This window comes from uncultured Ramlibacter sp. (genome assembly GCF_936925435.1).
Lineage (GTDB): Bacteria > Pseudomonadota > Gammaproteobacteria > Burkholderiales > Burkholderiaceae_C > Ramlibacter.
Window position 1 is genome coordinate 25217 of the sequence record NZ_CAKZHQ010000024.1, and the last position, 21541, is coordinate 46757.

The window sequence follows — 21541 nt, forward strand, 5'->3', positions numbered from 1 at the left end:
GAGCGCCGCTGATCCGCGATGGATTGCAAGGCCGTCCCACCTCGGCTCAAGATTACGGCAATGACGGTCAGCAGCTCAACCCTCTCCACTTTCACGGCCAGCGATGGCGACAACCTGGCTGTCCAGGACTGGTCGGTCCCCGAGGACTTGCCGGTGCGGGGGGTGGTGCTGGTGGTGCACGGCCTGGGCGAACACGCTGGCCGCTACGAGTTGGTCGCCCGACGCCTGACCAGCTGGGGTTTTGCCGTGCGCGGCTATGACCAGTATGGCCATGGCGAATCCGGCGGCAAGCGCGGCGCGCTGCCCGCCCGCGGCCGGCTGATCGAGGACCTGACCGACGTGGTGGACAGCGTGCGCCACCGCATGCCCGATGGCCTGCCGCTGATCCTGCTGGGCCACAGCATGGGGGGCCTGGTGGCCAGCTGCTTCGTCGCGCTGCGGCGGCGCCCGATCGACGCCCTGGTGCTGTCCTCGCCGGTGCTCAACCCGGGCCTGAACCGGCTGCAAAAACTGCTGCTGGCCATCCTGCCGCGCATCGCCCCCAACCTGACGGTGGGCAATGGCCTGGACCCCAATCTCATTTCGCACGACCCGGCGGTGGTGCAGGCCTACAAGGACGATCCGCGCGTGCACGACCGGATCTCCGGCGCCTTGGCGCGCTTCATTGCCGATGGCGGGCCGATGGTGGTCCAGCGAGCACCCAAGTGGACGGTGCCGACCCTGTTGATGTATGCCGGCAGCGATGGCCTGGTCAACCCGCAAGGCAGCCGCGACTTCGCCGCCGCCGCGCCCAGTGAGTTGCTGACAGCGCGCTGCTTCGATGACCTCTTCCACGAGATCTTCAACGAGGCCGACCCCGAGCCGGTGTTCGACTGCCTCAGGGCGTGGCTGGACGCGCGCTTCTGAGCTTGCGCCAGAGCCAGAGCAGGCCGGCGCCGGTCAGCGCCACCGGCAGCAGCGAGCCGTAATTGAGCAAGGTCCAGCCCTGGGTCGTGACCAGCACGCCCGAGGCCAGCGAGCTTACGGCCAGCGTGGCCATCACGAAGAAGTTCAGCGCGCCCTGCGCGCGGTCGCGTTCCTCCGGCCGGTAGGTCGACAGCGACAGCGTCGTGCTGCCGGTGAACAGGAAGTTCCAGCCCACGCCCAGCAGCAGCAGCGCCAGGGTGAACTGCTGCAGCTGCACACCTGACAGGGCCACCAGGATGCAGGCGAAGTTCAGGGCCACGCCCACGCCCATCACCGGCAGTGGGCCGAAGCGCTTGATCAGGTGGCCGGTGAAAAAGCCCGGCGCGAACATGCCCAGCACATGCCACTCCAGCACGAAGGCGGCGTCGGCAAACGGCAGGCCGCACTGCTGCATGGCCAGCGGTGTCGCCGCCATCAGCAGGTTCATCACGCCGAAGCCCAGGGCGCCCGACGCCGCGGCGACGATGAAGACTGGCTGGCGCATGATCTGCGCCAGCGGCCGCCCGCCCTGGGACGCGCTTTGCGCCGGCGCAGGCGCGAACCGGATGAAGGCCATCAGCAGCATGGCCAGCAGGGCGACGCCGGCCAGCGCGGCATAGGCGCCGGCGAAGGGCGCGGCCGTCAGGTCGCGCGTGCGGGCCGCCAGGTTGGGCCCGAGCACGGCGCCCAGCAGGCCACCGGCCATCACCAGCGACACGGCCTTCTCGCGCGTCGCCGGCGCGGTCAGTTCGGCGGCGGCAAAGCGGTACAGGCCGGCGTTGGCGTTGTAATAGCCGGCCACCAGGGTGGCAAAGCACAGCAGCCAGAAGTCGCGGCTCCAGGCGGCCCAGGCGCACAGCAAGGCGGCCAGCACGGCCACGGCCAGACCCGACAGGAACGAGGCCTTGCGGCCGAAGCGTTGCTGGACCCGGGCCACCGGGCCGGTGGCCAGCGCGCCGCCCAGCACATAGCCCATCACCGGCAGCGTCGCCATCCAGCCCAGCGGCGCCAGCGCCAGCCCGACCAGGCCGTTGATGGCGATGAATGTGACGTTGTTGGTCAGGAACAGGCCCTGGCAGATTGCCAGCAGCCAGAGGTTGCGGTTCATGCGGCGCCCAGGGTGAGCGCGGCCAGAACGGCCAGCGGCGCGGTTTCGGCGCGCAGCACGCGCGCACCGAGCGTGACGGGTGCGAAGCCGTGCCGCTGCGCGGCCTGCTCCTCCTGGGGGCTCAGCCCGCCTTCGGGGCCGGACAGCACCAGCACGGGCCCCGTGCCAGAGGCCGCATCGGCCAGCGTGCGCGACTGCGTCTGCAGGGACAGCACCAGCCGCGTGGCCTGCGGCGCGCTGGCGCACCAGGCGGCCAGGTCCGTGGGGGCATGGATGGCGGGCACGCGGTTGCGGCCGCACTGCTCGCAGGCGGCGATGGCGACGCCCTGCCAATGGGCCTGCTTCTTGGCGGCGCGCTCGCCGGCCAGGCGCAGCACGCTGCGCTCGGCCAACAGGGGCTGGATGGAGGCCACGCCCAGCTCAGTGGCCTTTTCGACCAGCCAGTCCATGCGCTCGTTGGCCGGCATGCCCAGCGCCAGATGGATGGCGCGCGGCGCCTCGCGCTCGATGGCCTGGTGGGCGCCGATCTGCACGGCCACGTTGCTGCGGCCCATCTGGGTGATGACGGCCTCCCACTGCCCGCCTTCGCCGTTGAACAGCGTCAGCGCCTGGCCGGGTTGCATGCGCAGCACCTGGACATGGCGCGCCGCGCCGGCGGGCAGGTCGAGCGTGGCACCGGTCTGCAGGGCTGCCGGGCAGTGAAAACGGGGCATGGTGCTCAGTCCCGGAGGCTATCAAATTGATAGCTGTACAGGCCCATTGGACGCGGGTTTTGGGCCGAATTTGACATCAAACGCGGCCAAAGGCATAGCCGCTGGCCACAGCCACGCCCTCGGCCTCGTCCAGCACCTTGAGCAGGGGGCCCAGCTCGCGGTAGCGGTTGAGGGTGGCGCGGATGTAGGCCATGAAGCGCGGCGTGTCGGCCAGGTACTTGGGCTTGCCATCGCGCAGGCTGAGGCGGGCAAAGATGCCGGCGACCTTGAGGTGGCGCTGCAGGCCCATCCACTCGACGCCGCGCCAGAACTCGCCGAAGTCGCTGTTGACCGGCAGGCCGGCCTTGAGCGCCTTTTGCCAGTAGCGCACCGTGATGTCGAGAACGAATTCCTCATCCCAGCTGAGGAAGGCATCGCGCATCAGGCTGGCGATGTCGTAGGTGATGGGGCCGTAGACCGCGTCCTGGAAATCCAACACGCCCAAGCGGGGCTCGGACACATCCGTTGGCATCATCAGATTGCGCGGCATGAAGTCGCGGTGCACATAGACCGATGGCACGGCCAGGTTGCGCTGCACGATCAGTTCGAAGGCGCTGTCCAGCGTGGCGCGGGCCTTGCCTTCCAGCGTGATGCCGCGGTGCTGGCCCAGGTACCAGTCCGGGAACAGGGCCAGTTCGCGCTCCAGCAGGGCCTGGTCATAGGACGGCAGCACCCCGGGCCTGGAGGCCAGCTGCCAGGAGATCAGGGCGTCGACAGCACGCATGTACAGGCCCTGGTTGGCCGCGGGGTTCTCGCGGTCCACGACCTCGATCATGGTCTGCGTCCCCAGGTCGTCCAGCAGCATGAAGCCCCCGGCTTCGTCCCAGGCCAGCACGCGCGGCACCTGCAGGCCGGCATTGGCCATCAGGCCGGCAACCTGGACGAAGGGCCGGCAGTTCTCCTTGTCGGGCGGCGCGTCCATGATGATGCGGCTGCCTTGTGCGGCATCGATGCGCAGGTAGCGGCGGAAACTGGCGTCGGCCGAGGCGATGCGCAGGCTGGCGGCCTGCAGGCCGTGCGCGCCGGCGACGCTGTCCAGCCAGCGCCGGAAGGCTGTTTCGCGTTGGGGATGGTCCCAGGTGACGGCGGCGCCGGCACTGGGGGATGCGAGAGGGGGAAGCTGGGGGGCGCTCATGGATAATCCATTCTACAAACGCATTGGACGGCGGCCCTCCCGGCGCCGCCGGCGCTCCCCAATTCCTCGATGCATGCCTTGACAGCCCGGTCGTCCCGTGCCCGCTTTGCCCTGACCCCGGTGGCCCTGGTCGCTTGTGCCATGTTGCAGCCGGCTGCCGTGCGCGCGCAGCAGGAACCGGGGCCGCAGCTCAAGTCCAGCCCCATGCTGCGCGAGGACATCCCGGGCGATGTGCGCGGCTCGCTTCCCACCTTCGTCAGTGGCCAGCGCATTTCCGGCCGCACCGAGCTGGAGACGGTGGTCGAGGGCGACGCCGTCATGCGCCGCGGCGACACCGTGATCCGGGCCGACCGCCTGGAATACCAGCAGCCCGACGACCTGGCCAAGGCGCAGGGCAATGTGCGCATCAACAAGGCCGGCGACGTCTTCGAAGGGCCGCAGCTGGAGCTCAAGCTCGACGCTTTCGAGGGCTTTTTCGACCAGCCGCAGTACCACTTCCTGAAGAACGGTGCCTATGGCGGCGCCGACCGCATCGACTTCATCGACGAGAAGCGGGCCATCATCCGCAACGCCACCTACACCACCTGCCGGCGCCATCCGGGCCCCAGCTGGATGCCCGACTGGATCCTGCGCGCCGGCAGCCTGCACATCGACAACGAGGAAGAAGTCGGCCAGGCCACCGACGCCTCGCTCAAATTCCTGGGTGTGCCCATCCTGCCGCCGCTGCCGGAGCTGAGTTTCCCGCTCAGTGACAAGCGCAAGTCCGGGCTGCTGCCGCCCACCGTGGGCATCGACAACCTCAACGGTGTCGAGGTGATGTTGCCGTACTACTGGAACATCGCGCCCAATCGCGACGCGACCTTCTACCCGGCCTTGATGAGCAAACGCGGCATCGACCTGGGCGGCGAGTTCCGCTACCTGGAGCGCGATTACACGGGCCTGGCCCGGGCCAACTTCATGCCCAACGACTCGCTGCGCGACCGCGACCGCTGGGCCTATGCGCTCAAGCATGACGGCGCGTTGCGCACGCCGGTGCCGGGTGCCAGCGCGCTGGGCCTGAACCTGAACCTCAACCGGGTCAGCGACGACGACTACTGGCGCGATTTCTCCCGCAGCACGCCATCCCTGACCCAGCGTCTGCTGGCCAACGATGGGGCGCTGTCCTGGGGCCAGGGCAATTTCACGCTGCAGGCGCGGGCCCTGAAATGGCAGACCCTGCAGGACGTCAGCGCGCCCATCGTGCCGCCTTATGACCGGTTGCCGCAGGTGGTGGGCCGCTACGTGCGCAACGATTTCGCCGCCGGCCTGGATGCCTCGGTCGAGACCGACTACACGCAGTTCGAGTCGGATCCGCACCTGACCGGCCAGCCCAATGGCAAGCGCACCTACCTGCTGGCCCAGGTCAGCCGGCCCTGGCTGGCGCCGGGCGGCTTCGTCACGCCCAAGCTGCAGCTGCACACCACGCAATACAACTTCGCCGCGCCGCTGGCCAATGGCGGCCTGGCGGCCCAGCGCACCGTGCCGACCTTCAGCCTGGACAGCGGCCTGGTGTTCGAGCGCGACGCCGCCTACTTTGGCCGCAGCTTTCGCCAGACGCTGGAGCCGCGCGCCTTCTACGTCTACACGCCGTTCCGCGATCAGAGCCAGCTGCCCAACTACGACTCGGCGTCCAACGACTTCAATTTCGCGACCATCTACACCGAGAACGCCTTCGGCGGCAACGACCGGATCTCGGACAACAACCTGCTGACCGTCGGCGCCACCACCCGCCTGCTCGATCCCGACACGGGCGCCGAGGCGGCGCGCTTTGGCATCGCCCAGCGGCTGCGCTTCAAGGACCAGCTGGTCACCCTGCCGGGCGGCACGCCGGTCAGCGAGCGGCTGTCGGACCTGCTGTTCGGCGCCTCGGTCAACTGGGTGCCGCGCTGGAGCACCGACGCCACCGTGCAGTACAACCCCAAGGACGGCCGCTCGATCCGCTCCAGCCTGGGCGGCCGCTACAGCCCCGGCAACTACCGGGTGGTGAGCGCGGCCTACCGGCTGCAGCGCGGCACCAGCGAGCAGGTCGACCTGGGCTGGCAATGGCCGCTCAACGACCTGTGGGGAGACAAGGGCCAGAACCTGGGCCCTGGCCAGGGCGAAGGCGAAGGGCGCTGGTACAGCGTCGGCCGGCTCAATTACAGCCTGCAGGACAGCCGGGTGGTCGATGCGGTGGTGGGCCTGGAGTACGATGCCGGCTGCTGGTTGGGCCGCGTCGTTTTCGAGCGCCTGCAGAGCAGCACCACGACGGCGAACAAGCGTGTCCTGTTCCAGCTGGAGCTGATCGGCTTCACCCGCGTGGGCTCCAACGCCCTGAAGAGCCTGAAGGACAATGTCCCCCGTTACCAGTTCCTGCGTGAGCAGGTCACCGTCCCCAGCCGCTTCAGCAATTACGAATAGCCGCACCATGAAATCCAACGATCGACATGCCCTTGCCCTCTGGCTGGCCTGCGCGGCGGCTGCCGTGTCCAGCGTGCCGGCGGCGGCCCAGGGCCTGCGGCCGACGCCCCAGCTGGGCGTGAACCGTCCGGCCGCACGCCCTGCCGACAACACGCCGCGTGCGGCGGACTACATCGTGGTGGTGGTCAATTCCGAGCCGATCACCAACAACGAGTTGCGGGCCCGCCTGGTGCGCTTCGAACAGCAGCTGACCCAGCAGGGCTCGCCTCTGCCGGCGCGGCCGGAACTGGCGCGCCAGGTGCTGGAGCGACTGATCAGCGAAAAAGCCCAGCTGCAGCTGGCGGTGAGCAATGGCATCAAGGCGGACGAAGGCATGGTCGACGCGGCCGAGCAGAACGTGGCGCGCCAGAATCAGGTCAGCGTGACCGAGCTGCGCCGGCGCCTGACCGCTGACGGCATTCCCGTGGCGGCATTTCGCGACGATCTGCGCAATCAGATCCTTCTCCAGCGCCTGCGCGACCGGGAACTCGATTCGCGCGTCAAGGTGACCGACCAGGACATTGATCTTTACATCCGTGAGCAGCAGGGCTCGACCGACCTGTCGTCGCTGGAGCTGAACCTGGCCCACATCCTGGTGGCGGTGCCGGAGAACACCGGCGAAGCCCAGCTGGCGACGCTGCGGGCCAAGGCCCAGCGGGCGCAGGAGCGGGCGCGTGCCGGCGAAGACTTCGCCAAGTTGGCGCGCGAGCTGTCGGACGCGCAGGGAGCGGACCGCAGCGGCGGCGTGGTCGGCCTGCGCACGGCCGACCGCTACCCGCCGCTGTTCGTCGAGGCTACCAAGACCCTGCGCGAAGGCGGCATCAGCGAAGTCGTGCGTTCCGGCGCAGGCTTTCACGTCATCAAGGTGGTGGAAAAGCGCCAGGGCGGCCTGCCCGGCATCCATGTCACCCAATCCCACGCGCGCCACATCCTGCTGCGGCCCAACGCCCAGCTGAGCGAGACCGCTGCGCGGGAGCGCCTGGCCGACTTCAAGAAGCGCATTGAAGCCGGCCAGGCCGACTTCGCGGCGCTGGCGCGCGAGTTCTCGCAGGACGCCAGTGGGCGCAATGGCGGCGACCTGGGCTGGAGCAATCCCGGCATGTTCGTGCCCGAGTTCGAGGCCACGGTGGACAGCCTGGCGCCGGGCAAGATCGCCGATCCCATCGTCTCGCGCTTCGGTGTCCACCTGATCCAGCTGCTGGAGCGGCGCCAGTCCTCGCTCAGCCAGCGCGAGCAGCGCGAGATCGCACGCAATCTGGTGCGCGAGAAGAAGCTCGACGAGGCCTATGCCCAGTGGGCGCAGGACGTGCGCGGCCGCGCTTACGTCGAATACCGTGAGCCACCCCAGTAAATGGCCTCGCTCGACTGCGCATGAAGCACATTGCACGCAAGCGGTTCGGCCAGCATTTCCTGGCCGACCAGGCCATCATCGAGGCCATCGTGCACGAGATCGATCCGCGGCCGGGCCAGGCCATGGTGGAGATTGGCCCGGGCCTGGCGGCCCTGACCCAGCCTCTGGTCGAACGCCTGGGACGGCTGACCGTGATCGAGTTGGACCGCGACCTGGCCGCCCGCCTGCGCGGCCACGGCCAGCTGGAGGTGATCGAGTCGGACGTCCTCAAGGTGGACTTTGCCGCGGTGGCGCGCACCCAGGGTGTTGCCAAGACGCGGGTCGTCGGCAACCTGCCCTACAACATCTCCACGCCTATCCTGTTTCACCTGCTGGAGGCGGTCGACAGCATCGAAGACCAGCACTTCATGCTGCAAAAGGAAGTGATCGACCGCATGGTGGCGCGGCCCGCGACGGCCGACTACAGCCGGCTGTCGGTGATGCTGCAATGGCGCTATGTGATGGAAAACGTGCTGTTCGTGCCGCCGGAGTCCTTCGAGCCGCCACCGCGGGTGGACAGCGCCGTGGTGCGCATGGTGCCGCTGGCCGACCCGCCGGTGGTGGACGCCAAGCTCCTCTCCGAGCTGGTCCAGGTCGCCTTCAGCCAGCGCCGCAAGATCCTGCGCCACACGCTGGGCAAATGGCTGGAGAACAAGGGCTTTGCCGGCAACTTCGACATCCAGCGGCGCGCCGAGGAAGTGCCGGTGGACGAGTACATCGCCCTGGTCAAGGCGCTACCCCCCGCCCCATGACACCGCGCCCATGAAAAAACCCGCCGGAGCGCGGCGGGTTTTCTGGGCGGTCAACGGTCTTTCAGGCGGCGGCGAGCCAGTAGCCTGCGTTGAACGGGCTGCTCATGCGCAGCGCCAGGGGCGAGACGTCCACCAGCTTGTCGGTGGGCATTTTTTCGCCGGGTTCGACGGGAGCGGCGACGATGCCAGGGGTGGCTTCGGTACCAGGTGCCTCATTCGCCCGTTCTGCTTGGCTGTTTTGCGCAGAACGGGCTACAGAAAAGAATAGAAGCACCTGAATGGAATTTTCCGGTCGGCCCAGTAATCGGCCGTGTCGCGGAAGATGTCCAGCAGCTGTTCGCGCGCTTCCTTGTCGAACTTGGCGTTGGCAGGAATTTGCTCGAGCACGACGATGAAGCCGGGCTGCGGGCCCGATTTATGCACAGGGTCAGTCATGCAGTCGTACAACGCGTCGAAATTCTTGCCGAAATGCGCCGGCAGCATGAATTGCTGGGCCAGCAGGTCCAGCACGTCCTGCTTGCTCTGGGCATTGGCCAGGTTGGCATACAGGAAATGATGAGCGAGCGCACTGGCGCTATCTTGCAGATCCTGCACCCGGAAGGCGCGGATCGATTGCACGATATTGCTGCGTACGCCCTTGAGCGGCGTCTCGTTAACTTCCTTACGAAGTGGCATATCCATCCCCGTGTCTCTTTCCATGGTCAAAAACAGATCCCGCTTCATTGGCTACTCCACGATCTTGCGAAAACTTGCGTAATGGTCAGCGGTGTAATAACAGGCGTCCGGCGCTCTCGAGGGTCCACCGCACACGATGCGCCGGGCTCCCCGGTCGCGCGATCCAGGCGTCTTCACGGTGTACTCGCGGTAATAGCCGCGCTTCTCGAACGGAAGCAAATGCTCCCGGTTGCCGAACACCGTGCCGTCCTTGTCATAAGCAAAAGGCCCGCCCTGGCGGATCAGTTCGTAGGTGTCCCGGCCCTGCGGCGGCAACTCAGACACCTTGACGGCGGCTGATGTGCTCCCTGCAGGGCGGTCCACCGGAGACTTGGCTTGCACCAAGCCGGAGCCGGTGACTGCCGCTGCCAACAAGAAGCTAGTAAGCGCAAACTTGACAGCCGCGAAACGCGCCATGAAAGAACGGACCTTCTAGGTGACCTTGGACGCCATTTCCGGACTCCTTGGACCCTGGGGATCCACGGGTAAACCCGGAAAATCAAGAGCGCTAGTGTGACTTATCCCGCCCCAAAACGCAAGCGGCTGCCCAATTTTTGGGCAGCCGCGAAGGCCTTTACGGCCCAGTTGACAAGCAGATAAGTTAGTGCCAGCTGTCTGGTGTAGCCTTATCTTGCCGCATTGGCATCGGCAACCGTCAAGGCTGTCATATTGACGATGCGACGCACTGTGGTGCTTGCGGTGAGGATATGCACCGGCTTGGCCGCTCCCAACAGGACAGGGCCGATGGCGATGTTGCCGCCGGCCGCCGTCTTGAGCAGGTTGTAGGAGATATTGGCGGCGTCGATGTTGGGCATAACCAGCAGGTTGGCGTCGCCGGCCAGGGTGCTGTGCGGCATGATGAGGTTGCGGGCCGCGCCGTCCAGCGCCACATCCCCGTGCATCTCGCCGTCGACTTCCAGCCAGGGCGCCTGGATGCGCAGCAGCTCCAGGGTCTGGCGCATCTTCAGCGCGCTGGGGTGGTTGCTGCTGCCGAAGTTGGAATGCGACAGCAGGGCGACCTTGGGCTTGAAGCCAAAGCGCATCATCTCCTCGGCCGCCATCACCGTGATCTCGGCCAACTGGGGGGCCGTGGGGTCGTAGTTGACGTGGGTATCGACCAGGAAGACCTGGCGATTGGGTAGCACCAGCCCGTTCATGCAGGCGTAGGTGTTGACGCCTTCGCGCCGCCCGATGACCTGGTCGATGTAATGCAGGTGCATCGCCGTGTTGCCCCAGGTGCCGACGATCATGCCGTCGACTTCGTCCTTGTGCAGCAGCATGGCGCCGATCAGCGACAGGCGCCGGCGCATCTCGATCTTGGCCATCTGCGCCGTGACGCCTTGGCGCTCGGTCATGCGGTGGTAGGTCTGCCAGAAGTCGCGGTAGCGCAGGTCCTGTTCGACGTTGACGACGTCGTAGTCCATGTCACTGCGCAGGCGCAGGCCGAATTTCTCGATGCGCTGGGCGATGATGGCCGGCCGGCCGATCAGCGTGGGCCGCGCGATGCCTTCGTCGACCACGATCTGGGCGGCGCGCAGCACGCGCTCTTCCTCGCCTTCGCAGTAGGCGACGCGCTTTTTCTGAGCGATCTTGGCGGCGGCAAAGATCGGCTTCATGGTCGTGCCCGAGGCGTAGACGAAGCTTTGCAGCCTGTCGCGGTAGGCGTCCATGTCCTTGATCGGGCGCAGCGCCACACCGCTGTCGGCCGCTGCCTGCGCAACCGCCGGGGCGATCTTGATCATCAGCCGCGGATCGAAGGGCTTGGGAATCAGGTACTCGGGGCCGAAAGCCAGCTGCTCGCCGGCGTAGGCCGCGGCCACCACCTCACTTTGCTCGGCCTGGGCCAGTTCGGAAATCGCATGCACCGCGGCGATCTCCATCTCCACCGTGATGGTGGTGGCGCCGGAGTCAAGCGCGCCGCGGAAGATGTAGGGGAAGCACAGGACGTTGTTGACCTGGTTGGGATAGTCGGTGCGGCCAGTGGCGATCACGCAATCGGGCCGCACGGCCTTGGCCTCGTCGGGCTCGATCTCGGCATTGGGATTGGCCAGCGCCAGGATCAGGGGACTGGCGGCCATGGTCTTGACCATGTCGGCCTTGAGCACGCCGCCGGCCGACAGGCCCAGGAAGACGTCGGCGCCTTCCATCACCTCGGCCAGCTTGCGGGCGGAGGTCTTCTGCGCGAACTGCGCCTTGTCCTCGTCCATCAGCTCGGTGCGGCCTTCGTAGACCACACCGGCCAGGTCGGTGACCCAGATGTTCTCGCGCGGCATGCCCAGCTTGACCAGCAGGCCCAGGCAGGCCAGTGCCGCGGCGCCAGCGCCGGAGGTGACCAGCTTGACGCTCTTGATGTCCTTGCCCACGACCTTCAGGCCGTTGAGGATGGCCGCGCCGACCACGATGGCCGTGCCGTGCTGGTCGTCATGGAAGACAGGGATCTTCATGCGCTCGCGCAGCTTGCGTTCCACGTAGAAGCAGTCGGGCGCCTTGATGTCTTCGAGGTTGATTCCGCCGAAGGTGGGCTCGAGGGCGGCAATGATGTCCACCAGCTTGTCCAGGTCGTGCTTCTCGTTGATCTCGATGTCGAAGACATCGATGCCGGCGAACTTCTTGAACAGCACGCCCTTGCCTTCCATCACCGGCTTGGCGGCCAGCGGGCCGATGTCGCCCAGGCCCAGCACGGCCGTGCCATTGGTGATGACGCCCACCAGGTTGCCCCGGGCGGTGTACTTGAAGGCGTTGTTGGGGTCCTTGGCAATCTCCTCGCAGGGCGCAGCAACGCCGGGCGAGTAGGCCAGTGCCAGGTCATGCTGGTTGATCAGCTGCTTGGTGGCGTGGATGGCAATTTTGCCGGGGGTCGGAAACTCGTGGTACTCGAGTGCGGCCTGGCGCAGCTCGGCACGTTTTTCTTCCGAGTTCACCTTGGTGATGGGGGGCATGTTGTGGCGTCTCCTGAACACACAGCGAAAGCGGCGGTTCGAAGGCACCGTCAGCTTCTGTAAGGGAGTGCGATTGTAGACCCGCGTGCGGGACGTCCTTCGCGCGGACCCGGGTTGAAAAAGTCCTAGGGCTTGTGACCTGGACGAAGGATGACGGTCTCAGGATGCGGCGGCGGCAGGCTTGACGCCGCCCAGCCGTTGCCAGACTTTCTCGTGGGCAAAGAAGGCAAAGGCCTGGACGGTGGGCTCGAGCAGGCTCAAGGTCAGCGACACCATGAGGTTGCCGGTTACCGCATAGGCCACGATCGAGGCGACCGCGATGTGCAGCAGGTAGTAGCTGCCGGTTTTCTTCAGCGTGGGCAGGTTGGCGCGGGCGATCTGGGCCATGGTGAACTCCTAGACAGGCAGGCTGTGAGCCGATGCCTGGATGCTAGTGAGAACTGATAGTTTTTGCCAATTGCGACTGCCTATTCGATTGATAGCCCAGCGCTGCGCTCAGTTGAATGTCTGCGACGAATAGCTGGTGGTGTCCGCGCGGCAATTGGCGGGCAGGGCGTTGCGAACCGGCTTCCAGTCGGAACCGCAGAGCCAGACGCCGACGCTGCGGCCCAGATGGTCCGGGGTGACCATCGGCGAGGTCTCGTCGCTGAGCATGGGCACCAGGTAGACATGCTGGCCGTTGACCAGGCCGTCCATGTTGGTGATGGCCACGCGGATGACGCCGTCGGAGGATGTCTGGACTGCGCCCGCATACGCGGTGGCACCGGTTGCCGCCTCGCAACCCCAGGTGCCGGCGTCCGGCGCCTCGTCCCGCAAAAGGTAGTTCTCCGTCACGACGCCCTTGCAGGTGTTGGTGGCCAACACGACCTCGGAAATCCGCGCCCGCCGGGTGTAATCGCGCATGCTCGACACCGCGATCGAGCCCAGGATGGCAGCGATGGCCACCGTGATCATCAATTCGATCTGCGTGAATCCGGCCTGCTGAAGGCGCTTGCTTGTCATCGACTTCCCCTCGAAGGGTCGATATCAGGCAAATCCTATGCCACGCACCAATACCTTGTAAAACGGTGCAAACCTCACAAAAAGTGACATTTTTGGGCGGTAATCCGCCCAATTTGGTCGACCGTGCGCCCTCAGGCGCGCATCAGGGCCTCGATCTCGCCGCCATCGACCGGCACACCGCGCGAGATCAGCTCGCAACCGTTGGGCGTGACGATGGCATCGTCCTCGATGCGGATGCCGATGTTGTGGAACTGCTCGGGCACGCCATCGGCCGGCCGCACGTAGATGCCCGGCTCGATCGTCAGCACCATGCCCGGCTGCAGGATGCGGCTGGGGCGGTTCTTGATCAGCTCGTTGGACAGCGGGTCCTTGCGCTCGCTGACCTCCCCCACCTGGGACGGCTCGATGTAGCTGCCGCAGTCGTGCACGTCCATCCCCAGCCAGTGGCCGGTGCGGTGCATGTAGAACTGGAAATAGGCGCGCGTGTCGATCACGTCCTGGACGCCGCCGACCTTGTTGCGGTCCAGCAGGCCCAGGTCCAGCATGCCCTGGGCCAGCACCTTGACCGTCGCCTCGTGCGGGTCGGTGAAACGGGCGCCGGCCTTGGTGGCCGCCACGGCCGCCTCCTGCGAGGCCAGCACCAGGTCGTACAGCGCGCGCTGCGGACCCGTGAACCTGCCATTTGCCGGGAAGCTGCGGGTGATGTCGCTGGCATAGCCGTCGAGCTCGCAGCCGGCGTCGATCAGCACGATGTCGCCGTCGCGCACGGGCGCGGCATCGGCGCGGTAGTGCAGCACGCAGGCGTTGGCGCCTGCCGCGACGATGGAGCCATAGGCCGGGTATTGCGAGCCGCCCAGGCGGAACTCGTGCAGCAGCTCGGCGTCCAGGTGGTATTCGCGCACGTCCTTGCCGTCGCGCAACATGCGCGCCGACAGCTGCATGGCGCGGATGTGGGCGCGTGCGCTGATCTGCGCGGCGCGCCGCATCGTGTCCTGTTCATGCGCGTCCTTGACCAGGCGCATCTCATCGACGATGCCGCACAGGTCGCGTTGCTGTTCCGGGCACAGCGCGCCATAGCGCACGCGGGCGCGCACCTTGTTGAGCCAGCCGCCGACACGCGCCTCCAGGCCCTCGTGGATGGCAAAGGGGTACCAGGCGGCGTCGCGGTTCTCCAGCAGCTGTGGCAGGCGGCTGTCCAGTTCCGTCACCGGATGCGCTGCCTGCACGCCCAGCGCGGCCGGGGCGGCGTCGGGGCCCAGCCGGTAGCCGTCCCAGATCTCGCGCTCGAGGTCCTTGGGCTGGCAAAACAGCGTGCTGTTGCCGTCGCCCGTGACCACCAGCCAGGCATTGGGCTCGGTGAAACCGGTCAGGTAGTAGAAGTAGCTGTCATGCCGGAACAGGAAGTCGCTATCGCGGTTGCGTTGGCGCTCGGGCGCCGTGGGGATGATGGCGATGCCGTTGGGACCGAGTTGTGCCGCCATGCTGGCCCGGCGCTGTGCGTAGATGGCGTTGTGCTTGCTCATTGTCAAATCTCCGCCCGCGACGGGGCTGCGTTCAGTTGGGCCAGCCGCTCGGGCGTGCCGACGTCGGTCCAGGCACCGCTGTAAACCTCGGCTGTGACCTGGCCATTGTCCATCGCCGCACGCAGCAAGGGGGCCAGCGGGGCTTTGATGCCGTCGGGGTTGCCCCCCGGCAAGCCGGCGAACAGGGTCTTGCGGTACAGGCCCAGGGTGGAATAGGTGTAGCGGGTGTCGGCGGTGTTCAGGGCCAGGCCGTCAGCGCGCAGGCCGAAGTCGCCCTTGGGGTTGTGTAGCGGGTTGGCCACCAGGAGCAGGTGGGCCAGCTTGCCGCTGGCGGCAAAGCGCTCCAGTGCTGCGCGGCTGAAGGCGAAGCCGGGCACGTAGACATCGCCGCCGGCCAGCCAGAACACCTCGTCCAGCAGCGGCAGGGCGCGGGCAATGCCGCCGGCGGTCTCCAGCGCGCCACCGAAGTCACGGCCCTCGCGCGAGTAATGAATCCGCGGTTGCTGCGAATTTGATAGCGGCTCAGGTCCATCTGCCGGGGGGTAGAGGGCAAAACGGTTCTCAATCTGCTCGCCCAGCCAGGCGGTGTTGACGACCACGTCGGAAAAGCCCGCGCGGGCCAGCGCCTCCAGGTGGTATTGCAGCAGCGGCTTGCCCTGCACTTGCAGCAGGGGTTTGGGGCAGGTGTCGGTCAGGGGCCGCATGCGTTCGCCGCGGCCGGCGGCCAGGACCATGGCCTGGGCGCCGCTCATGCGCCGGCGCGCCCGGCGCCGGCGCAGCAGGGGGTCATATCAAGCATTTGCATGGCGCCACTTTAGACGAAGGCGCAGGCCATTCCCGCCGCGCCGGGCGGTCCGGGGAGCGACCGGTAAAATACGGGATTCCCCTGACCTTCCCCCGGAGCTCCTTTCCCATGGCCAACCAACAACAGATGGCGAACGCCATTCGCGCGCTCTCCATGGACGCTGTCCAGCAAGCCAACTCCGGGCATCCCGGCGCCCCCATGGGCATGGCCGACATCGCCGTCGCGCTCTGGGGCAGCCACCTCAAGCACAACCCGGTCAATCCGCACTGGTTCGACCGCGACCGCTTCGTGCTGTCCAACGGCCATGGCTCCATGCTGGTATACGCCCTGCTGCACCTGACCGGCTACGACCTGCCGATCGGCGAGCTGCGCAACTTCCGCCAGCTGCACAGCAAGACGGCCGGCCACCCCGAAGTGGGCGTCACGCCGGGCGTCGAGACCACCACCGGCCCGCTGGGCCAGGGCATCACCAATGCGGTAGGCATGGCGCTGGCCGAGAAGCTGCTGGCGGCCGAATTCAACCAGAGCGGCCACACGGTGGTCGACCACCGCACCTACGTCTTCCTGGGCGATGGCTGCCTGATGGAGGGCATCAGCCATGAGGCCTGCGCCCTGGCCGGCGCCTGGAAGCTGAGCAAGCTGGTGGCGGTGTACGACGACAACGGCATCTCCATCGACGGCCAGGTCGCCCCCTGGTTCGTCGACGACACGCCGGCGCGCTTCAAGGCCTATGGCTGGAACGTCATCGGCCCGGTCGACGGCCACGACGTCAAGGCGCTGGACCGCGCCATTGCCGACGCGAAGAACAGCGCCGACAAGCCCACCCTGATCGTCGCCAAGACCCACATTGGCAAGGGCAGCCCGAACCGCGCCAACACCGCCAAGGCCCACGGCGAGCCGCTGGGCGCCGACGAGATCAAGCTCACGCGCGAGGCTCTGGGCTGGCCGCACGAGCCCTTCAGCGTGCCCAAGGAGGTCTACGCCGACTGGGATGCCAAGGCCAGGGGCCAGGCCAGCGAAGCCGCATGGGACAAGCGCTTCGCCGCCTACAAGGCCGCCCATCCGGCGCTGGCCGCCGAATTTGTGCGCCGAATGAAGGGCGAGCTGCCGAAGAACTTCGCCCAGACCGCGGTCGATGCCGCCGTCGGTGCCCATGCCAAGGCCGAGACCGTGGCCTCGCGCAAGGCCTCGCAGCTGGCACTGGAAGCCTTTACCGCAGCCTTGCCCGAGCTGCTGGGCGGCAGCGCCGACCTGACCGGCTCCAACCTGACCAACACCAAGAGCACGCCGGCCCTGCGTTTCGACCTGGCCGGCGAGGTCCAGAAGACGGACGAAGGCAAGATCGGCCGCCACATCAACTACGGCGTGCGCGAGTTCGGCATGGCGGCGGTGATGAACGGCGTGGCCCTGCACGGTGGCTACATCCCCTACGGTGGCACCTTCCTGACCTTCAGCGACTACAGCCGCAATGCCATCCGCATGGCGGCGCTGATGAAGCAGCGCGTCATCCACGTCTTCACCCACGACTCCATCGGCCTGGGCGAGGACGGCCCCACCCACCAGTCGATCGAGCACGCCGCCAGCCTGCGCCTGATCCCCAACCTGGACGTCTGGCGTCCCTGCGACACGGCCGAAACCGTCGTGGCCTGGGCCGTGGCCCTGCAAAACAGCCAGCGGCCGACGGCCCTGCTGCTGTCGCGCCAGAACCTGCCCTACGCGCCCAAGACCGGCCTGGAAGACATCAGCAAGGGCGCCTATGTGCTGGCCGAACCCGACGAGGTGGGCCTGAAGAAGAAGCCGCAGGCGGTGATCATCGCCACCGGCTCCGAAGTGCAGCTGGCTCTGAAGGCGCAGGAACTGCTGGCCGCGCGCAAGATCGCCGTGCGCGTGGTCTCCATGCCCAGCACCACGGCCTTCGACCGCCAGAGCGCGGCCTACAAGACCAGCGTGCTACCCGCCGGCATCCCGCGCATCGCGGTGGAAATGGGCGTGAGCGATGGCTGGTGGAAGTACGGCTGCGCCGCCGTCGTCGGCATCGACACCTATGGCGAATCGGCCCCGGCGCCCGTGCTGTTCAAACACTTCGGCTTCACGCCGGAAAACGTCGCCGACACCGTGCGTGCCGTCCTCGCCAAATAAGTTTTCATCATCCTGGAGCAACCACTCATGACGATCAAGGTAAGCATCAACGGTTTTGGCCGCATCGGCCGCAACGTGCTGCGCAGCGCCGTGGCGAATTTTTCCGACATCGAAATTGTCGGCATCAATGACCTGCTCGAACCCGACTACCTGGCCTACATGCTGCAGTACGACAGCGTGCACGGCCGCTTCAAAGGCACGGTCTCGGTCGAGGGCAACACCCTGGTGGTCAACGGCAAGAAGATCCGCCTGACGCAGGAGCGTGATCCCGCCAACCTCAAGTGGAACGAGGTCGGCGCCGAAGTGGTGATCGAGTCCACCGGCCTGTTCCTGGACAAGGACGGCGCGGGCAAGCACCTGGCCGCCGGCGCCAGGAAGGTCATCATCTCGGCCCCTAGCAAGGACGACACGCCGATGTTCGTCTTTGGCGTCAACGACAAGACCTACAAGGGCGAGGCCATCGTCTCCAACGCCTCGTGCACCACCAATTGCCTGGCGCCGCTGGCCAAGGTGCTCAACGACAAATGGGGCATCAAGCGCGGCCTGATGACCACGGTGCACGCTGCCACGGCCACCCAGAAGACGGTGGACGGCCCCAGCAACAAGGACTGGCGCGGCGGCCGCGGCATCCTGGAAAACATCATCCCCTCGTCCACCGGCGCGGCCAAGGCTGTGGGCGTGGTCATTCCCGAGCTGAACAAGAAGCTCACCGGCATGAGCTTTCGCGTGCCGACCTCGGACGTGTCCGTGGTCGACCTGACCTGCGAGCTGGTCAAGGAAGCGACGATGAAGGAGATCTGCGCGGAGATGAAGGCGCAGAGTGAAGGCGCGCTCAAGGGCGTGCTGGGTTACACCGAAGACAAGGTGGTCGCCACCGATTTCCGCGGCGACGCCCGCACCTCGATCTTCGATGCCGACGCCAGCATCGCGCTGGACGGCACCTTCGTCAAGCTCGTGTCCTGGTACGACAACGAATGGGGCTACTCCAACAAGTGCCTGGAGATGGTGCGGGTCGTGACGGCCAAGTAAGCCGCCCGCCTGGCTCCATGACAACGCGCCTTCGGGCGCGTTTTTCTTGGGCGTTGACGCCTGCGCGCTGCCTGCGTATGGTTCGCCCTGCGGTGGCCCCGCGCCGCCGCCAGGGAGGGTCCATGGACGATCCATCATTCCGGCCGTGGCTGGCGGCCAAGAGCTGGGCGCAGGGTGTGCGTTACTGCAAGGTCGTGGCCGTGCTGCTGCCGCCGGCCGCCCTAGCCATCCACGCGCCCTGGATCCACAGCGGCTCCTTCGCGCCGCCGCCCGCCCAGGCCTGGTTGCTGGGCTGGCAGCTGGCCACGGAATGCGTGGCGCTGGCCGTGGTCGCGGCCGACCGGCTGGCGCCGCAGCTGCGCGGCCGCGAATGGCCGCTGAACCTGCTGTGCGCCCTGATGATGGTGTTGACCACCTGGATCGGCCTGGCGCCGGGCTGGACCCTGCGCCCCGACCTGTCGTTGTATGCGGCGGGCTGCACCTTCGTGGCGGTCGTGATGTGCACCCCGCGGCCAGTGCGCCGGCCCATGTACGTGCTCAGCCTGGCGGTGCTGGCTCTGGCGGCCTGGAACCGCGGCGGCGACACCATCGCGCTGGTCATGGCCCTGGTCAATCCGTTTTGCGTTGTCGTCCTGTGCATCGTGCTGGACCGCTTCACCTACTCGCGCAACCGGGAGCTGCACCTGGAAACGCAGCGCGCGCAGGCCGAGCGCGCGCGCGCCGACGGCGTGCTGTCCAACGTGCTGCCGCCGGCCATTGCCGACGAGCTCAAGCGCTCAGGCCGGGTCGTGGCCGTCAAGCACGAGAACATGGGCGTGCTGTTTGCCGACATCGCCGGCTTCACCAGCCTCTCGCGCGGCCTGCCGCCCGATGCCGTGCTGGTGATGCTCAACCAGATCTTCTCGTCCTTCGACGCGCTGGTCGAGCGCCACGGCCTGGAGAAGATCAAGACCATAGGCGATGCCTACATGGTGGTCTCGTACCAGCAGCTCGATGCCTTGTGCCGTCTGGCACTGGATCTGCTGGTGGCGATGGACCGCTACAACAGCGCCAACGGCACCCAGCTGGCCCTGCGCATCGGCATCCACGTGGGCCCCGCCGTGGCAGGGGTCATCGGCTTCAAGCGCTTTCTCTACGACGTCTGGGGCGACACGGTGAATGTGGCCAGCCGCATGGAGGCCACCGGTGAGCCGGGGTCCATCCAGGTGAGCGCGCAAGTCCATGCGCAGGCCCATGAGAACTTCCGCTTCCAGGCCCGCGGCGTGCTGGACATCAAGGGCCGTGGCCAGATGCACACCTACTGGCTGCTGGGTCCGGCGCCAGCAAGTGAAGCAGCCGCGCAGCCAGTTCCCAGTCCTGCGCCATGGTCAGCTTGATGTTGCTGGTCTCGCCCGGCACGGCCAGCGGCCGGTGACCGGCGCGCTGCACCAGTTCCATCGTTGATGCCGCTTGCCAGTCTTCACGCTCAGCCCGCGCCAGCACCTCGAGCAGCAGCGTGCGCTGGAAGGCCAGCGGCGTCTGAAAGCCCGCTGCCGCGCCCGGCGCCGGCGCGTCCAGCCAGGCACCGGCGGCGCCGCTGCCTTGCGCCTGCGCCAGCACGGCGCGGGCCAGTGCCACCGAGCCGAAGGGCCGCGCCGCATCCCAGACCAGCACCCAGGGCCGGCTGGAGGCCCGTGCCAGCCGCAACACGCTGTCCTGCCGGCTGGGCCCGCCAGCAATCTGCAGGCAGCCGGCCAGCGTGGGTGCCTGCGGCACGCAGGCAAGAATGACTTCCTCACCGAGCAGGAGCGCCTTGTCGGCCACCCACTCGAGCACTGTGCGGCCGTCCAGCATCAGCAAGGCCTTGGGCCCGCGCCCCAGGCGGTCGCCGGCGCCCGCGGCCGGCACCAGCACCGAGACCTGGTCGCGCGGCGGCGCGTTCATGGCCCGGCCGCCATCGCCAGTGCCGCATCCAGTGCGGCGCGGTAGCTGCGCAGTTGCGCGTCCGCTCCGGCGCGCCGCTCGATCTGGTCGAGCAATCGCCGCGTGCGACCCAGGTCGCCGGACAACCAGCGCTCGCTCAGGCTCTTGAGCGCCCAGCAACGCCATTGCAGATTGGTGTCTTGCACCGCCAGGCAGGACACCAGCGAATCCCATTCGGGCTGCGGCTGGCGCCAGTCGCCGTACAGCGCGGCGAGCAGGCCGTCGGCCGGCTCGGGCCACCAGACCTCGCCGGCCGGGCCTGCGCGCGGCGCCAGCTCCAGCCAGGGATAGTGGGTGATGCGCTGGTGGTGTGGCGGCCTGCCATAGAGCCAGACACCGCCTTCCAGCCGGCACGCCAGCGGGTCGCGCCGGATGCCGAACAGGTCGACCGACAGGCCGCTGGCCGGATCGAGCAGGCTGGCCATGTTGTCGAACGGCGGCGCGTTGTCCACCGGCCGCAGGCCCAGGGCCTGCAGCACGCGGCAGGCCAGCGTGAAGTCTTCCAGCCAGACGCCCAGGTCCGCGTCCTTGTCCTGGGGTAGCAGTCGGCCATCGCGTTCCAGTCCCAGCAAGGTGCCGGCGAAGGGAAAGGCGCGGCAGCCGGCCTGTTTCAGCTGTGCCAGCAACTGCCAGACCCAGCGCTCCATGCGCGCGCCGTCCCAGGCGACGGCCGGCGCCGCCGGCAGGCGCGGCAGCTGGCCGGCATGGGCCAAGGCCGCCAGGTCGGCCAGGCCCTGCTGCAGGCCGTCATGCATGGCGTCGAAGTCGGCGCGGCGCAGGGCCTGGCCGGCGCGCTCCAGGCTGGCAGCGGCACGCTGCAAGACGGCCATGTGCGGGGACGAAGGGGCTGCGGCAGGCATCGGCCGAC

19 protein-coding genes are annotated in these 21541 nt (G+C 67.4%); 7 read left to right on the top strand and 12 right to left on the bottom strand.

From position 1 onward, the window contains the following. Positions 1 to 60 precede the first annotated feature (60 nt). Positions 61 to 906, top strand: a complete 846-nt coding sequence (locus tag Q0632_RS12435) for an alpha/beta hydrolase (protein WP_298930047.1) — start codon at positions 61 to 63, stop codon at positions 904 to 906. On the opposite strand, the gene Q0632_RS12440 is transcribed toward Q0632_RS12435, so the two are convergent. The 3 genes from Q0632_RS12440 to Q0632_RS12450 form a co-directional block, all read right to left on the bottom strand. Further along, on the bottom strand, positions 878 to 2053 hold the full coding sequence (locus tag Q0632_RS12440; protein ID WP_298930051.1) for an MFS transporter: 1176 nt from the start codon (positions 2051 to 2053) through the stop codon (positions 878 to 880). The two genes, Q0632_RS12435 and Q0632_RS12440, sit on opposite strands and share 29 nt — an antisense overlap. Continuing rightward, on the bottom strand, positions 2050 to 2766 hold the full coding sequence (locus Q0632_RS12445) for a 16S rRNA (uracil(1498)-N(3))-methyltransferase (protein ID WP_298930056.1): 717 nt from the start codon (positions 2764 to 2766) through the stop codon (positions 2050 to 2052). Before Q0632_RS12445 ends, Q0632_RS12440 begins: the two co-directional genes overlap by 4 nt. A 76-nt stretch (positions 2767 to 2842) precedes the next feature. Beyond that, entirely contained in the window at positions 2843 to 3940 is a 1098-nt protein-coding gene (locus Q0632_RS12450) for a phosphotransferase (RefSeq protein WP_298930060.1), read from the bottom strand. Between the two features lie 141 nt (positions 3941 to 4081). On the opposite strand from Q0632_RS12450, the gene Q0632_RS12455 reads away from it, so the two are divergent. From Q0632_RS12455 to rsmA, 3 genes are read left to right on the top strand one after another with little or no spacing between them, the layout of a single operon-like run. After that, positions 4082 to 6379: an LPS-assembly protein LptD gene (locus Q0632_RS12455; protein WP_298930694.1), complete on the top strand. Its 2298-nt coding sequence runs from the start codon at positions 4082 to 4084 to the stop codon at positions 6377 to 6379. A gap of 7 nt (positions 6380 to 6386) precedes the next feature. Next, a complete protein-coding gene (locus Q0632_RS12460) occupies positions 6387 to 7769 on the top strand; it encodes a peptidylprolyl isomerase (protein ID WP_298930064.1) in 1383 nt (460 codons plus the stop codon). Positions 7770 to 7789: 20 nt separating this feature from the next. Next, positions 7790 to 8560 carry a 16S rRNA (adenine(1518)-N(6)/adenine(1519)-N(6))-dimethyltransferase RsmA gene (gene rsmA / locus Q0632_RS12465; RefSeq protein ID WP_298930069.1) on the top strand — a complete coding sequence of 257 codons (771 nt, stop codon included), beginning with the start codon at positions 7790 to 7792 and terminating at the stop codon, positions 8558 to 8560. Between the two features lie 252 nt (positions 8561 to 8812). Here the strand turns inward: rsmA and Q0632_RS12470 are convergent, their stop codons facing one another. The 7 genes from Q0632_RS12470 to Q0632_RS12500 form a co-directional block, all read right to left on the bottom strand. After that, the gene (locus Q0632_RS12470) at positions 8813 to 9241 is read right to left on the bottom strand and encodes a barstar family protein (RefSeq protein ID WP_298930697.1); all 429 of its coding nucleotides are present in this window, start codon (positions 9239 to 9241) and stop codon (positions 8813 to 8815) included. A 45-nt stretch (positions 9242 to 9286) separates the two neighbouring features. Further along, positions 9287 to 9691 carry a ribonuclease gene (locus Q0632_RS12475; protein ID WP_298930074.1) on the bottom strand — a complete coding sequence of 135 codons (405 nt, stop codon included), beginning with the start codon at positions 9689 to 9691 and terminating at the stop codon, positions 9287 to 9289. Between the two features lie 209 nt (positions 9692 to 9900). Beyond that, positions 9901 to 12213: an NADP-dependent malic enzyme gene (locus tag Q0632_RS12480; RefSeq protein WP_298930078.1), complete on the bottom strand. Its 2313-nt coding sequence runs from the start codon at positions 12211 to 12213 to the stop codon at positions 9901 to 9903. A gap of 159 nt (positions 12214 to 12372) precedes the next feature. Next, positions 12373 to 12600 (bottom strand): DUF2061 domain-containing protein, encoded by a 228-nt coding sequence (locus tag Q0632_RS12485; RefSeq protein WP_298930083.1) that lies wholly within the window; start codon positions 12598 to 12600, stop codon positions 12373 to 12375. A gap of 108 nt (positions 12601 to 12708) precedes the next feature. After that, positions 12709 to 13215, bottom strand: a complete 507-nt coding sequence (locus Q0632_RS12490; RefSeq protein WP_298930088.1) for a pilin — start codon at positions 13213 to 13215, stop codon at positions 12709 to 12711. A gap of 131 nt (positions 13216 to 13346) precedes the next feature. Beyond that, on the bottom strand, positions 13347 to 14738 hold the full coding sequence (locus Q0632_RS12495) for an aminopeptidase P N-terminal domain-containing protein (protein ID WP_298930095.1): 1392 nt from the start codon (positions 14736 to 14738) through the stop codon (positions 13347 to 13349). A 2-nt stretch (positions 14739 to 14740) separates the two neighbouring features. Continuing rightward, positions 14741 to 15490, bottom strand: a complete 750-nt coding sequence (locus Q0632_RS12500; protein WP_298930100.1) for a nucleotidyltransferase family protein — start codon at positions 15488 to 15490, stop codon at positions 14741 to 14743. Between the two features lie 161 nt (positions 15491 to 15651). Between Q0632_RS12500 and tkt the strand changes: the two genes are divergently transcribed. The 3 genes from tkt (at position 15652) to Q0632_RS12515 (ending at position 20087) form a co-directional block, all read left to right on the top strand. Then, positions 15652 to 17682: a transketolase gene (gene tkt, locus Q0632_RS12505; protein ID WP_298930105.1), complete on the top strand. Its 2031-nt coding sequence runs from the start codon at positions 15652 to 15654 to the stop codon at positions 17680 to 17682. Positions 17683 to 17709: 27 nt separating this feature from the next. After that, the gene (gap, locus tag Q0632_RS12510) at positions 17710 to 18711 is read left to right on the top strand and encodes a type I glyceraldehyde-3-phosphate dehydrogenase (RefSeq protein ID WP_298930110.1); all 1002 of its coding nucleotides are present in this window, start codon (positions 17710 to 17712) and stop codon (positions 18709 to 18711) included. Between the two features lie 122 nt (positions 18712 to 18833). Continuing rightward, positions 18834 to 20087 (top strand): adenylate/guanylate cyclase domain-containing protein, encoded by a 1254-nt coding sequence (locus Q0632_RS12515; protein WP_298930115.1) that lies wholly within the window; start codon positions 18834 to 18836, stop codon positions 20085 to 20087. On the opposite strand, the gene Q0632_RS12520 is transcribed toward Q0632_RS12515, so the two are convergent. Then, entirely contained in the window at positions 19984 to 20634 is a 651-nt protein-coding gene (locus tag Q0632_RS12520) for a 2-C-methyl-D-erythritol 4-phosphate cytidylyltransferase (protein WP_298930123.1), read from the bottom strand. The two genes, Q0632_RS12515 and Q0632_RS12520, sit on opposite strands and share 104 nt — an antisense overlap. Continuing rightward, a complete protein-coding gene (locus Q0632_RS12525; RefSeq protein WP_298930127.1) occupies positions 20631 to 21533 on the bottom strand; it encodes a hypothetical protein in 903 nt (300 codons plus the stop codon). Before Q0632_RS12525 ends, Q0632_RS12520 begins: the two co-directional genes overlap by 4 nt. Positions 21534 to 21541 lie beyond the last annotated feature (8 nt).

Excerpts from the sequence above, each read along its gene's own strand:
- Q0632_RS12475 (WP_298930074.1), bottom strand. The coding sequence starts at position 9,691 with ATGGCGCGTTTCGCGGCTGTCAAGTTTGCGCTTACTAGCTTCTTGTTG.
- tkt (WP_298930105.1), top strand. The coding sequence starts at position 15,652 with ATGGCCAACCAACAACAGATGGCGAACGCCATTCGCGCGCTCTCCATG.
- Q0632_RS12480 (WP_298930078.1), bottom strand. The coding sequence starts at position 12,213 with ATGCCCCCCATCACCAAGGTGAACTCGGAAGAAAAACGTGCCGAGCTG.
- gap (WP_298930110.1), top strand. The coding sequence starts at position 17,710 with ATGACGATCAAGGTAAGCATCAACGGTTTTGGCCGCATCGGCCGCAAC.
- Q0632_RS12500 (WP_298930100.1), bottom strand. The coding sequence starts at position 15,490 with ATGAGCGGCGCCCAGGCCATGGTCCTGGCCGCCGGCCGCGGCGAACGC.
- Q0632_RS12485 (WP_298930083.1), bottom strand. The coding sequence starts at position 12,600 with ATGGCCCAGATCGCCCGCGCCAACCTGCCCACGCTGAAGAAAACCGGC.
- Q0632_RS12520 (WP_298930123.1), bottom strand. The coding sequence starts at position 20,634 with ATGAACGCGCCGCCGCGCGACCAGGTCTCGGTGCTGGTGCCGGCCGCG.
- Q0632_RS12445 (WP_298930056.1), bottom strand. The coding sequence starts at position 2,766 with ATGCCCCGTTTTCACTGCCCGGCAGCCCTGCAGACCGGTGCCACGCTC.
- Q0632_RS12525 (WP_298930127.1), bottom strand. The coding sequence starts at position 21,533 with ATGCCTGCCGCAGCCCCTTCGTCCCCGCACATGGCCGTCTTGCAGCGT.
- Q0632_RS12455 (WP_298930694.1), top strand. The coding sequence starts at position 4,082 with ATGTTGCAGCCGGCTGCCGTGCGCGCGCAGCAGGAACCGGGGCCGCAG.
- Q0632_RS12490 (WP_298930088.1), bottom strand. The coding sequence starts at position 13,215 with ATGACAAGCAAGCGCCTTCAGCAGGCCGGATTCACGCAGATCGAATTG.
- rsmA (WP_298930069.1), top strand. The coding sequence starts at position 7,790 with ATGAAGCACATTGCACGCAAGCGGTTCGGCCAGCATTTCCTGGCCGAC.
- Q0632_RS12495 (WP_298930095.1), bottom strand. The coding sequence starts at position 14,738 with ATGAGCAAGCACAACGCCATCTACGCACAGCGCCGGGCCAGCATGGCG.
- Q0632_RS12440 (WP_298930051.1), bottom strand. The coding sequence starts at position 2,053 with ATGAACCGCAACCTCTGGCTGCTGGCAATCTGCCAGGGCCTGTTCCTG.
- Q0632_RS12450 (WP_298930060.1), bottom strand. The coding sequence starts at position 3,940 with ATGAGCGCCCCCCAGCTTCCCCCTCTCGCATCCCCCAGTGCCGGCGCC.
- Q0632_RS12435 (WP_298930047.1), top strand. The coding sequence starts at position 61 with ATGACGGTCAGCAGCTCAACCCTCTCCACTTTCACGGCCAGCGATGGC.
- Q0632_RS12470 (WP_298930697.1), bottom strand. The coding sequence starts at position 9,241 with ATGGATATGCCACTTCGTAAGGAAGTTAACGAGACGCCGCTCAAGGGC.
- Q0632_RS12515 (WP_298930115.1), top strand. The coding sequence starts at position 18,834 with ATGGACGATCCATCATTCCGGCCGTGGCTGGCGGCCAAGAGCTGGGCG.
- Q0632_RS12460 (WP_298930064.1), top strand. The coding sequence starts at position 6,387 with ATGAAATCCAACGATCGACATGCCCTTGCCCTCTGGCTGGCCTGCGCG.